Raw genomic sequence first — 13,274 nt, 5'->3', positions numbered from 1 at the left:
TCGGATTCAAGCAAGGGTTGCCCTGTAGTGAATCGTTAAAGGCGCTTAACACACTGATCAGACTTCAAATTCCGACTGCAAGGCGGCTCTGACGCAATACAGCACACCTTCTGGCACTCGCCCTACAAACAGTGCGGCAACTTCCGACACCGATGGCAACTCGCCCTCGCCATCCAGAAACGCGTCCTGCACCTCGCCCATCAAGTCCTCGGGCAGGTCCAGCGCCTGCTCCAGGGACAACTGCTGCTGGCCGATGGCCTCGGCCAGCATCGTGTAGACGTTCTTTTCCGAGCACTGCAACTGCCCGGCGATCTGCAGCGGCGTCATGCCGGCTCGTGCCAGGGTGATCAGTTCGTGGCGGACGTCGAGCACCGCCGCCGGCGCCTCGGCCTCGCCGCCCAGCACCTGGAGGAAGGCCTCGCCATAACGTTCCAGCTTGCGCGCCCCCACGCCGCTGACCCGAGCCATGTCGGCCAGGGTCGCGGGTTGGCTGCGGAGCATTTCCAAGAGCGTCGAATCGGGGAAGATGACGTACGGCGGCACGCCATGTTCCTCGGCCAGTTTGCGGCGCAAGGCGCGCAAGGCTTCCCACTGGTCGCGCTCTTCGCCGCGCACCAGTTGGCTGGCCTGGCTCTTGCTGCTCTTGACCGCGGTGGCTGGCTTGAGGTCGCGGCGCAACTCCAGCGTGACCTCGCCCTTGAGCAAGGGGCGGCAGCGCTCGGTCAGGCGCAGGCCGCCGTAGCCTTCCAGGTCGATGTCGGCCAGGCCGCGGGCCACGAGCTGACGGAACAACGATCGCCATTCACTTTCACTGCGGGCCTTGCCCACGCCGTAGACCGACAGGTGCTGGTGACCGAAGCTGCGGATCTTCTCGTTGTCCTTGCCCAGCAGCACATCCACCAGGTGCCCCACGCCATAACGCTGACCGGTGCGAAAAATGGCCGACAACGCCTGGCGGGCCGGCTCGGTGGCATCCCAGGTCTGCACGCCGTCGACACAGTTGTCGCAGTGTCCGCACGGTTGGGGCATGTCTTCGTCGAAATAGGCCAGCAGGGTCTGGCGCCGGCAACGGGTTTCCTCGCAGAGCGAGAGCATCGCGTCGAGCTTGTGTTGCTCCAGGCGCTTGTGCCGCTCGTCGCCTTCGGAGTTCTGCAACATCTGCTTGAGCATCACCACGTCTTGCAGGCCGTAGGCCATCCAGGCATCGGCCGGCAGGCCGTCGCGGCCGGCACGTCCGGTTTCCTGGTAATACGCCTCGAGGGATTTGGGCAGGTCCAGGTGCGCGACGAAGCGCACGTTCGGCTTGTCGATGCCCATGCCGAACGCCACGGTGGCCACCATGATCAGGCCTTCTTCGTTGAGAAAGCGCTTCTGGTGGTAGGCCCGCAGGTCGTTGGGCAGGCCGGCATGGTAGGGCAACGCCGGAAACCCCTGCTCGCACAGGAACGCCGACACTTCATCGACCTTCTTGCGCGACAGGCAGTAGACGATGCCGGCGTCGCTGCGCCGCTCGGCGAGGAACGCCAGCAACTGCTTGCGCGGCTGCTCCTTGGGCACGATACGGTAGAAAATATTGGGGCGGTCGAAACTGGAGAGGAATCGCTCGGCGTTCTGCAGGTGCAGGCGCTCGACGATCTCTTCGCGGGTACGCTTGTCGGCGGTGGCCGTCAGGGCGATACGTGGGACGTCGGGGAAGAGTTCCGCCAGTTGCCCCAGTTGCAGGTATTCACGACGAAAATCGTGGCCCCACTGCGACACGCAGTGGGCTTCGTCGATGGCGAACAGGGCGATTTCCAGGCTCTGCAGGAACGCCAGCATGCGCGGCTGCACCAGGCGCTCCGGCGCCAGGTACAACATCTTCACTTCGCCGCGCTTGATCCGCGCCGCCAGGTCCCGCTGCTGCTCGGCGCTCAGGGTGGAGTTCAGCGACGCGGCGGCCACGCCCAGTTCCTCGAGGGTCGCGACCTGGTCATCCATCAAGGCGATCAGCGGCGACACCACCACGGCCAGGCCGTTGCGCAGCAGCGCCGGCACCTGGAAGCACAAGGACTTGCCGCCGCCGGTGGGCATGAGCACCAGGGCATCGCCACCGCTGGCCACGCGCTCAATGATGGCACCCTGGCGGCCACGGAAACTGTCGTAGCCGAAGATGTCCTTGAGGACGCGTTGAGCCTGTTCGAGCATAGGAACTCCAAAAATCACCGAAACATCCCTGCAAGGCTGGTTCAGAATCACCCACGCTGCCTGGGCAAATCGTAAGTGTGCGTTTCGAACCGGCGGGACGCCGCAGGGCATCACAAAACGCGGCAGTATACCCGAGGCCTTCGGTGCAAAGGGCGCTGCTGACAAGAGGTGGTTGAATCCAGACATCGTTCCATGTGGCGAGGGGATTTATCCCCGTTGGGCTGCGGAGCAGCCCCAAAAGAGGCAACTCAACCCACCTGACACACCGGGGCGCATGGTTTCAGGGCTGCTCCGCAGCCCAACGGGGATAAATCCCCTCGCCACAGGTCATTCCCTTCGCCACAGAGGCTGCGTCTACCATCAAGAAGGAGGCAAATACGCCACGCGGCTGGCCTGTGGGCGCAAGAAGGCCTAGAATTCCCGCATTGTTTATTCCCCAAGGTAGCCCGTAATGTCCTTCGCTGAGCAACTGACCCGCCTGCAAGTCTTCCTCGACGCCGATGAGCTGCACGAAGAGGCGCTGGATTACGTGGCCGCTCATGGCTATCTGACCGCCCTGTCGATCTGCTCCGAACCGGTGCCGGATCGCGAATGGATCGATGCCCTGTTCGCCGAAGAGCCGCATTACAGCGACGAAGCCCAACGTGCCGAAATCGAAGCCACGCTGGTTGGCCTCAAGGCCCACATCGCCCGTCAGCTGGCTTCCGACGAGGAATTCGAGCTGCCCTGTGAACTGGACCTGGGCGATGACCCGGACGATTCGGAACTGCGTGGCTGGTGCATCGGCTTCATGGAAGGCGTGTTCCTGCGCGAAGCCGCCTGGTTCGAAACCGCCGAAGAGGAAGTCAGCGAGATGCTGCTGCCGATCATGGTCGGTTCCGGGCTGTTCGACGAGCAGCCGGAGTTTTCCGACATCGCTGCCGACGCCAACCTGATGGACGACATGATCGTGCAGATCCCGGAGGCGCTCACCGCCCTGTACCTGCTGTGCAACGCACCGGATGAGAAACCGGCGATCCTCAAGCCTCGTCACCACTGAGTGCCTGGGTGTCCGCGCCCATCGGCAATCGCCCGCTGATCCTGCGTTACGCTCTGCTGGCCATCGGCTGGTTGAGCGTGGTGCTGGGGGTCATCGGTATCTTCGTTCCCGTCCTCCCCACGACTCCTTTCCTGCTCCTGGCCGCAGCCTGCTTCGCGCGCAGCTCGCCGCGCTTCTACCAATGGCTGGTAGAACATCCCCGCCTCGGCCCGTGGATCCGTGACTACCTCAGCGGCAATGGCATCCCGCTCAAGGGCAAGGTCTACGCCATCGGCCTGATGTGGGCGAGCATCCTCTTTTCCTGCTACCTGGTCCCCCTGCCCTGGGCCCGCGGTTTCATGCTCACCAGCGCGGTGCTGGTGACGGTCTACATCCTCAAGCAGAAGACCCTGCGCAAACCGTAAGCCCCGACCATCCGTCAGCCACTCGCGCAACCTGTCAGATCCGACAGTAGCCAGCGAACCGAATCCACCTCATTAATCGCTCCATCGTCCTTTCGCGACCGGAGCATCCGCCATGCCGACCCCATTGAAAAACAAGCTGGCGCCGCTGGCCTTTGCCGGGCTGATACTGGCCGCCGGGTTGGCGGTCGCTGCCGTGCAGCCTGCGCCTGCCACCCCGATCACTCCTGGCCAGATCATCGGCGAGAGCCAGCTCGAAAAGGCCCGGTGCGTACAGCCGTCGGACCCGGCAAAGTACCAGCGCTCACGGGCGGTCGGCAGGATTTATACCGGGCGCAGCTATGGCACTGCGTGGCGGGTAGGGCCTGGGAACCTGGTGTTCACCAACCTGCATGTCATCGGTGAGAACCCGGACATGACGCGGATGGTGGTGGAGTTCGATTACGAGGAAACGAGCTGCGACTCGGAGGCTGTGCGGCCTGCTGTCCGGGTGCCGGTCGAGCGAATCGTTGCATCCGATGGCTCGGGTGATTTTGCGCTGCTGGCCCTGGATCAGGCGGCGGTCGACAACGGCGTATTGGACGCCTTCGGCTACCTGGGCCTGGATACCCGCATCTCGGAGGTTGGCGACCCGGTCTACATTGCAGGGCACCCCTTGGCGGGACCGAAACGAATTTCGCGCTTTCACGACGACGGGCACCCTTGCTGGGTGACCGAAGTGCGTAACAACGGCCGGACGGATTTCGCAAAATACAACTGCGACACCGACTCAGGGTCCTCCGGATCGCCAGTGATCGATGCGCGAACCAATGCGGTGGTTGCCCTGAACTATGGTTTCAGTTCGGGGTACAACGCTGGCACGCAGATCAGCAGCATCTGGCCCGGAGTCGCGGGATATTTCGATGAACGGTTGCCCGAGGGCAGTGTCCCGGTGGAACAGCCGAGCGTGCCAGTGGCCAAGCCGGGAGCGGCTGGCGTGCCGATTGCGGTACGCGTGACCCAGGTGGACGGAGAATCCCCGGTGGCAGGCAAACCCGGCGAGCAGTTGTATTACCACGCCCCCACCCATACCGCGATCACTGACCTGTCCTGCCAGAGCGGCGCTACCCAATGGATCGCCGAGGACGGTAAAGCCGCGTCATGCACCCTGCAAGGCGCAGCCAACTGGGCCACGGCACAAACGGCGATGCTGCGTGTGGATGACAGCGCCCCCGAGGGCCGGATCACCGATGGCCGGGTACGGCTGTTGTCCGATACCGGGCAGATCCGCGGCGCAAGCCACCTCGCCCTGACCGTGATGTCCCGTGGGCCGGGCGAGGTTCAGTCGCTACGAACGCAGGCGGGAAATCTCCAGGCCGCCCCCACGGACAGCCGGTTTGCGGAGCCATTGACCGCACGGGCAAGAGACCCCTTGGACGCAGCGATCGAGGGCGCACAGGTCACCTTTGCAGTCACGGATGATGGCGGAACCGGGACCCGGTTCGAAGGGGCTGACCAGACACCGATCGTGCAGACGAACGCCGAGGGTGATGCGACGTCGCCAGCGCTGGTGACCGACGCCAGGACGGGGACGTTGCAGGTCACCGCCCTGTCCAGCGGCCGGACAGCCACGTTCCACTTGCGAGTGGTGTCGCAGGAGGGCGACCCGACGAAGAACGTGGAGCATCTGTCCGTGGTCACGGGGCAAGGCCAGATCGCGCCCGAAGGGACTGAGTTCCCCCTGCCCCTCACGGCGCGCACCTTGAATCAGGACCGCAATCCGGTAGAGGGCGCCTGGGTCACCTACACGATCATCGACGACAGGGAAACCGGAACCCGCTTCGTCGGGGACGACCAGACACCGACCGCGACGACCAACAGCCAGGGTGACGCCGTGTCGCCGAAGCTGATCGCCGGCGACCAATACGGTTTCGTGACGGTCACCGCGACCTCCAACGGCAAGACGGCGACGTTCATCATCATTGTCGGCACGATATAAAAGCACGAGGCTGATCGTTCCCACGTACCGCATGGGAACGATCAGCCACTGAGGGACTGGACCGGCAAGGGACGAAACCGCCCCAGACCAGACGCCGCGGTACCGCTCAAATCACACCGTGTCCACCTTCAAGGAATGGTCGTTCAGCATCCCGTTGATGATCGTCGCCGTGTCCGCGCCTCCGGCGATCATCCCACCTGCCCCCGGCGTGACACCGTAGTGGCTGGCGAGGTTGACGCCCGCCAGGTCGATGGTCTGGCTCGGCGTGGCGCCGGCCAGTGCGCTGACGTCGATGCTGGTGGTGACCGACGCACCGCTGCCGCTGACGGTGAAGTGCAGGTAATCGTCCAGGGACGCCGCACTGCCGTTTTCGCCCTGCAACAGTTGCGACAGGTCGAGTTTGTCGACGCCGGGGGTGAAGTCGGTGATCACGTCGTGGCCGCTGTTGCCCGCCCGCCACTGGAAGGTGTCGGCGCCGCTGCCACCGGTCAGGGTGTTGTTGCCCAGGCCGCCGATCAGCAGGTCGTCGCCCCCCCCGCCATTGAGCACGTCATTGCCCAACCCGCCATCGATGCGGTTGTTGCCGGCGTCACCGGTGAGGGTGTCGTTGAAGTTCGAGCCGACGAGGTTTTCGATGCCGGTCAAGGTATCGGTGCCTGCACCGAGGGTGTTTTGCGCGCCCAACAGGCCCAGGTTCACCGTCACCGCGGCCGTGGCGTGCGCGTAGCTGGCAGTGTCGTTGCCCGTGCCGCCGTCGAGCAGGTCGTTGCCCGCGCCGCTGTAAAGCAAGTCATTGCCCGCCCCACCGTGCAGGGCGTTGTTGCCCGAGCCCGCGCTGAGGATGTCGTTGCCGTCGCCGGCGTTGAGGACGTTGTCGCCATCGCCGGCCACCAGCACGTCATCACCGCTGGTGCCCGTCAGGGTGTGCCCGGCCTGGTAGCTGATGCTCACCGCCGCACCGTCGCTGCCGCCATGGTTGTCACTGGCGGTGTAGGTGCCGTGGTAATCCGGCGTGATGTCGTGGGCGCCGGCGTAGTTGACGGTCAGGGTCAGTTGGTAGTTTTCCGCCGCATTGACGTTGCCGTTGCCGGGGTTGGCAATGTTGGTCACGTGGATCTGGTAATTGCCATCGGCGGCGGCCGTGAACGAGCCGCCATCGGCAATGGCGATGAATGGCCCGCCGTTGAGGGCGTATTCCAGGCTGACGTGGCCGGCCGCCAGGTTGTGATCCAGGGTAAGGGTTTCACCTTGCTTGAGGCTGATGTTGAGCCGGTCTTCATCATTGGCGTTGTTGTTGGACACCGCCCCCAATGCGCCGCTGACCACCAGCACAGCAGTCATGGTCGCGGCATTGGCGACGAAGGCGCTGCGGCTGAGGTTGATCGACTGCACATTGTTGCCGGTGAAGCTCGCCGTGCCGGTGCTGCCGGTAAAGTCCGCGCCACGGGCCACCCAGCCGGTGGCGAAGCTGGTGGGCGAAGCGCTCAGCGGATCGCCATTGGCATCGCCGTCGTTGCCCAGCAGCAGTTCGCCCGGGATCACGATGTTGCCCGAGAGCACATTGGTGATGATGTTGTCATCGACCGCCACCGGTGGGCTGTTGGGTTGGACCTTGATGACCAGGTTGGAGCTGGCCAGGTCACCGTCGTTATCGCTGAGGGTATAGCCGATGTTCTCGGTGATCACGGTGCTGGTGGTGGTCTGGGAGGCATAGCTGAACGCACCGGTATCGAGATTCACCACGAGCATGCCGCTATGGGCGGTGGCAATGCTGAGGGTGTTGGTCACGGTATTGAAGGAGCCGTGGTTGGCCCCGCCGCTGGCGGTCAGCGCACCTTGGCCACCGTTGGCGTCCGGGTTGTAGCTGTAGGTCGTGCCGTCCACCACCAGGCTCTTGATAAACCCGCCGTCGGCGCCGAACGAGCCGCCCTCACCGAACAGGCTACCGGTCACCGGCACGCCCTGCACCGTGCCGGAAAGCACCGAATTGAGCTGGTTCAAGTCAGTGACCACCACCGCGTTTGTGTCGGTGTGGGTGCTGCCATCATAGGCCAGCGGGTCGAGGTTGACGTTTCTGGCGCCGCTGCCCAGGCCGACGGCGTAATTCTTGATGTTGTTGGCATCGAGAAAGGCTTTCCACGCGACCTCGTCCGCCGAGCCGATTTCGCCCAGGGTCGGCTTGCCATCGGAGAAGAAATAACCAATGTTCTGTGCGCCGGTCAGTTGTCCGGGGGTTGCGAACGCCGTCTTGGCCATCGCCACGGCCGCATCGTAATTGGTGTCACCGTGCGCGTTCAGCGCGGCGATCAGCGTCTTGGCCGTTGCCACGTCCACCCACACGCTACTCTGGTCGGTGGCACTGCCGCTGAAGGTCACAAGCTGGACTTTGACGTCGCCCATGTCGTCGTATTTGTCGAGCAAGGCGCTGATCGCCTGCTTGGCCAGATCCATGCGCGAAAGCCCCGGCACGCCGGAATCGTCTTTCATGCTGCCAGACACATCGAGCACGATCAGCAGGTTCGAATCGATCTCCACCGCCGTGACCGATCGCTCGGACGCGACCGCCTTGGGCACATCGTCGACGATGCTCACCACCAGGCTGCCGGTGACGCTGTTGCCCAGGGCATCGGTGGCCTTGTACGTGAAGCTTTCGTTCAATACGTTTGGGCCATCGTTGGCGTGGGGCGTGGTCGTGGCGGGCGAAGTCAGGGTGTAGGTGTACGAGCCGTCCGGATGGAGCAGCAATTGCCCATACGCCCCCGTGGCGTTGCCCACCAGCGTGAAGGTCACCGCGCCCGTGGCACCGGACACCGAACCGACCAGGCTGCCGCTGGCTGTTTCACTGGTGGCGCTCGGGTCGCTGCCGGTGACGGTGCCGGGGGCCAGGTCCTGGCCGTCCTGGTTCAGGTCCAGGGCTTTTTCGTAGACGGTGATGTCCTGGTCCGACGTGGCGACGAGACAGCTGTTGTGCACGTCGATGGTGATGGTCGTGGTGCTCTGGTCGCCATCGGCATCGCGTATGGTGTAGGTGAACACGTCGGTGGCGCCCGGTGCGCCGACGCTGTTGGGGTTGCTGTGGTAGACGGCGTTGCCGTTGGCGTCCAGGGTCAGGTAGCCGTAGGTGCCGTTGATCTGGGTATTGAGGCCACCGATCACCGGGGACGAGGTGTCGTTGCCAGCCCGGATGCCGATGACTTCACCGCCGTCGGCGCCGAGCACGTCGTTGCCCAGCACATTGCCGTTGACCGTGCCGCCCTCCACCACCGAAGCGAAGTCGGCATGGGCGTTGGGCACATCGTCGACAATGTTGATCACGATGGTGCTGGTGACGGTATTGCCCAGGGAGTCCGTGGCCTGGTAGGTGAAGCTTTCGCTCAAGACGTTCGGGCCGTCGTTGGCGTGGGGCGTGGTCGTGGTGGGCGCGGTCAGGGTGTAGGTGTAGGTCCCGTCGGCGTGAAGCAACAACTGACCGTAGGCTCCGGTGGCATTACCCACCAAGGCGAACGTCACGGCACCCACGGCACCGGACACCGAACCGACCAGGCTGCCGCTGGCTGTTTCGCCGGTGGAATTCGGGTTGCTGCCAGTGACGGTGCCGGGGGCCAGGTCCTGGCCGTCCTGGGTCAGGTCCAGGGCTTTTTCGTAGACGGTGATGTCCTGGTCCGACGTGGCGACGAGGCAGCTGTTGTGCACGTCGATGGTGATGGTCGTGGTGCTCTGGTCGCCATCGGCATCGCGTACGGTGTAGGTGAACACGTCGGTGGCGCCCGGTGCGCCGACACTATTGGGGTTGCTGTGGTAGACGGCGTTGCCGTTGGCGTCCAGGGTCAGGTAGCCGTAGGTGCCGTTGATCTGGGTGTTGAGGCCGCCGATCACCGGGGACGAAGTGTCGTTGCCAGCCCGTACGCCGATCACTGCGCCACTGGCAGCCGGCCCGTCGGCACCGCCCACGTCGTTGTCCAGTACGTTGCCGCTCACCGTCCCGCCCTCCACCACCGAGGCCGAGTCGGCGTGAGCGGTTGGTAAGTCGTCGACGATGTTCACGTCCAGGTTGCCGTTGGCGGTGGTGCCGTTATCGTCAGTGACCACGACCGCGAACTGTTCGCTCAGGCTGTTGGCACCGTTGGCGTTTGGATGAGCTTCGTTATCCAGCAACGTGTAGCTGTAGCTCACCACCCCCGTGGTGGCGTTGAAGCCCGTGATGGTCAACGTGTTGCCCAGCGCGGTGGTGATTGACTGAGGGAAACCAGCGGCCACGCCACCGCTCACCACATTGATACCGCCGACGCTCAAGGTTTGCACGCCATCCAGTGCGGTGACGGTAAAGGTGCCGTTCTGTGTCAGCGCCGGGGCATCGGGGCTGCTGCCGTCGCTGAGGTTTTTCTCCTGTACCGTCAGCTCGCCGCCATCGGTGTCGAGGCCGGTGATGATCACCGGGTCGTCATTGTTGTGGACTTGCAGCACCAGGTTGGCGGTGCTGGTGTCGCCGTCGGCATCGGTCAGGGTGTAGGTGAAGGTCTCGCTGCCATTGCCACCACCGTGCAGGCCTTTGAAGTCTGCATCCGTCGTATTGAGCGTGTAGGTGTAGGAACCGTCGGCGTTGAGCACCAGGGTGCCGTAAGTCCCGGTGAACGTACCGGGCGTCACGGGGCCGGACGCGACCTGGTCCGCACCTTGGGTGTCATTGGTCAGCACGCTGCCGGTCAGGGTCAGGTGGGTTTCCGACGCGGTGGCGGCGTTGCTGTCGTCCACGGCCTTGGGCACGTCGTCGACGATGTTCACGTCCAGGTTGCCGTTGGCGGTGGTGCCGTTGTCATCGGTGACCACGACCGCGAACTGCTCGCTCAGGCTGTTGGCACCGTTGGCGTTTGGATGGGCTTCGTTATCCAGCAGCGTGTAGCTATAGCTCACTACCCCCGTGGTGGCGTTGAAGCCCGTGATGGTCAGGGTGTTGCCCAGCGCGGTGGTGATTGACTGAGGGAAACCGGCGGCCACACCACCGCTCACCACGTTGATACCGCCGACGCTCAGGGTTTGCACGTCGTCCAGCGCGGTGACGGTGAAGGTGCCGTTCTGGGTCAGTGCCGGGGCGTCGGGGCTGCTGCCGTCGCTGAGGTTTTTCTCCTGCACCGTCAGCTCGCCGCCATCGGTATCGAGGCCGGTGATGATCACCGGGTCGTCATTGTTGTGGACTTGCAGCACCAGGTTGGCGGTGCTGGTGTCGCCGTCGGCATCGGTCAGGGTGTAGGTGAAGGTCTCGCTGCCATTGCCACCACCGTGCAGGCCTTTGAAGTCTCCATCCGCGGTGTTGAGCGTGTAGGTGTAGGAACCGTCGGCGTTGAGCACCAGGGTGCCGTAAGTCCCGGTGAACGTACCGGGCGTCACGGGGCCGGACGCGACCTGGTCCGCACCTTGGGTGTCATTGGTCAGCACGCTGCCGGTCAGGGTCAGGTGGGTTTCCGACGCGGTGGCGGCGTTGCTGTCGTCCACGGCCTTGGGCACGTCGTCGACGATGTTCACGTCCAGGTTGCCGTTGGCGGTGGTGCCGTTATCGTCAGTGACCACAACCGCGAACTGCTCGCTCAGGCTGTTGGCACCGTTGGCGTTTGGATGAGCTTCGTTATCCAGCAGCGTGTAGCTATAGCTCACCACCCCCGTGGTGGCGTTGAAACCCGTGATGGTCAACGTGTTGCCCAGCGCGGTGGTGATTGACTGAGGGAAACCGGCGGCCACGCCACCGCTCACCACGTTGATACCGCCCACGCTCAGGGTTTGCACGCCATCCAGCGCGGTGACGGTAAAGGTGCCGTTCTGGGTCAGCGCCGAAGCATCCGGGCTGCTGCCGTCGCTGAGGTTTTTCTCCTGCACCGTCAGCTCGCCGCCATCGGTGTCGAGGCCGGTGATGATCACCGGGTCGTCATTGTTGTGGACTTGCAGCACCAGGTTGGCGGTGCTGGTGTCGCCGTCGGCATCGGTCAGGGTGTAGGTGAACGTTTCGGTACCGCTGCCTCCCCCATGCAGCGCGACAAATTGCGGGTCGCTGGTGTTGAGGGTGTAGGTGTACGTGCCGCTGGGGTTGAGCACCAGGGTGCCGTAGGTGCCGGTGAACGTCCCACCCACGATCGGGCCGCTGTCGGGGCCGGTGGGGATGCGGTCGGCCCCCTGGAGGTCGTTGGGCAGCACGTTGCCAGTGAGCGTGACCAGGGTTTCCGAGGCAGTAGCGGGATTGTTGTCGTCGATCGCCTGCGGCACGTCGTCGGTGATGTTCACGTCGAGGGTGCCGGTGGCCGTGTCGCCGTCGGTGTCGACCGCCACCACAGGGAACTGCTCAGTAATGCTGTTGGCACCACCGCCGGTCGGGTGGGTTTCATTGCCCGTGAGGGTGTAGGTGTAGCTGACCACTCCGGTGGCCGGGTCATAGCCCGTGATGGTCAGCGTATTGCCCAACGTCGAGGTGATGGCCTGGGGAAAGCCCACAGGCACGCCACCGGTCATCACGCTGATGCCACCGATGCTCAAGCTGCTCAGCCCGTCGGGGGCGGTCACCGTGAAGGTGCCGCTCTGCACCAGCGCCCCCGGATTGCTGGCGGTGCCATCGGCCAGGTTGGCTTCGTTGGTGGTCAGTTCACCGCCTTGCACATCGACCCCGTCGAGGGTCACCGGGTTGTCGGGAGGTGTCACCGGCGGCACGCCGGCGTCGTTGCCGTTATTGTCTGGCTCAGCGGCCAGGCGCAATTGCGGAAACTCGGGAATCCCGTTGAATCCGGCGGTGGGGAAGCCGATCTGCGGATCAACCTGCCCGCCCACCTCCTCCAGCAGCACATAGCTGTGGCCGCCACCCAGGCCGCCCGCGGCGTTGCCCGCCCCAGGGCCTGCTGCCGTGGCTTCGCCCGTCTGGGTCGGGTCGGCGCCGGCCGCGATGGCTTGTTGCAGTTTTTGCACATCGGTCAGTTGCGCGTCGCTGGGGGCCGTCGCTTCCGGCGTATCCACATGCGGCGCCTGCGCCTGGTGCGCGAGCAATTGCGCCGTCAGGGTCAGGTTGCTCTCGCGGCCCAGGGTCAGTTCCTGGCCGTTCTGCAGGTGCACCGCCACTGCGCCCTCGGCACCGGTGACCAGGTGTTCGCCGGCATAGAGCCGATCGCCTTCCACCAAGGGCCGCCGCAGCCCTCCGGCCGCTTCTGCGAAAACCTGCCCTACCACTTTGCTGACGGTACCGATGAGCGCTGCCATGTGCTGTCCTCCGTTGCCGACTGCAATCGGCACGTGTCTGGGTGAAGAATCCGTCCTCGGGATGGCGATCGAAAAGCTGGAAAATCTGCCAGCTTTTACAGGGTCGAAAGGTGCTGGCTTTCCGACAGAATGACAAAAAACCGTCGCTTAATTTCGCCCCGCCGTCCCCACTTTCGACACTTCTTCACGTCGTCTAGAAAATCGCCTGAAACTTTTATTGACGCCTAAAAGCCGTCATAACCCGCAGATTCAAAGGCTTGCGCTTTGAACAATGTGCTGGTTTTCGAAGAGCACATAAGTTTTTTTCGAAATAAGCCTTATGAGAAATTCTTCTTAGGTTTCTCGCAGGATGTTCTTAGCTGTGTTGTTACAAGGTTGAAACGGTTTTGATCTTAAATACGTCAATTTTCTGGCGACAACGAAGCACTTACAGACCTCAGGA

General features: G+C 63.8%; 5 protein-coding genes. 3 read left to right on the top strand and 2 right to left on the bottom strand.

Annotated features, from left to right (window positions below; all coding sequences use genetic code 11):
* Window positions 1-57 precede the first annotated feature (57 nt).
* Entirely contained in the window at window positions 58-2,184 is a 2,127-nt protein-coding gene (gene recQ, locus V3H56_RS07515) for a DNA helicase RecQ (RefSeq protein WP_042730119.1), read from the bottom strand.
* Window positions 2,185-2,635: 451 nt separating this feature from the next.
* Between recQ and V3H56_RS07510 the strand changes: the two genes are divergently transcribed.
* The 3 genes from V3H56_RS07510 (at window position 2,636) to V3H56_RS07500 (ending at window position 5,602) form a co-directional block, all read left to right on the top strand.
* The gene (locus V3H56_RS07510; RefSeq protein ID WP_030141133.1) at window positions 2,636-3,223 is read left to right on the top strand and encodes a YecA family protein; all 588 of its coding nucleotides are present in this window, start codon (window positions 2,636-2,638) and stop codon (window positions 3,221-3,223) included.
* 8 nt (window positions 3,224-3,231) lie between these two features.
* Window positions 3,232-3,627, top strand: a complete 396-nt coding sequence (locus V3H56_RS07505) for a YbaN family protein (protein ID WP_047737686.1) — start codon at window positions 3,232-3,234, stop codon at window positions 3,625-3,627.
* A 112-nt stretch (window positions 3,628-3,739) separates the two neighbouring features.
* Window positions 3,740-5,602, top strand: a complete 1,863-nt coding sequence (locus tag V3H56_RS07500; protein WP_338474415.1) for a trypsin-like peptidase domain-containing protein — start codon at window positions 3,740-3,742, stop codon at window positions 5,600-5,602.
* A 111-nt stretch (window positions 5,603-5,713) separates the two neighbouring features.
* Here the strand turns inward: V3H56_RS07500 and V3H56_RS07495 are convergent, their stop codons facing one another.
* A complete protein-coding gene (locus V3H56_RS07495) occupies window positions 5,714-12,832 on the bottom strand; it encodes a retention module-containing protein (protein ID WP_338474414.1) in 7,119 nt (2,372 codons plus the stop codon).
* Window positions 12,833-13,274: the final 442 nt, after the last annotated feature.

This window comes from Pseudomonas sp. MS646 (assembly GCF_036693845.1).
GTDB classification, from domain to species: Bacteria; Pseudomonadota; Gammaproteobacteria; order Pseudomonadales; family Pseudomonadaceae; genus Aquipseudomonas; species Aquipseudomonas chlororaphis_E.
Note: the sequence above shows the minus strand (reverse complement) of the source record. Positions and strands in the feature narration are given on the sequence as shown.

Coding starts and splice junctions, on each gene's coding strand:
- V3H56_RS07495 (WP_338474414.1), bottom strand. CDS start 12,832: ATGGCAGCGCTCATCGGTACCGTCAGCAAAGTGGTAGGGCAGGTTTTC.
- V3H56_RS07510 (WP_030141133.1), top strand. CDS start 2,636: ATGTCCTTCGCTGAGCAACTGACCCGCCTGCAAGTCTTCCTCGACGCC.
- V3H56_RS07500 (WP_338474415.1), top strand. CDS start 3,740: ATGCCGACCCCATTGAAAAACAAGCTGGCGCCGCTGGCCTTTGCCGGG.
- recQ (WP_042730119.1), bottom strand. CDS start 2,184: ATGCTCGAACAGGCTCAACGCGTCCTCAAGGACATCTTCGGCTACGAC.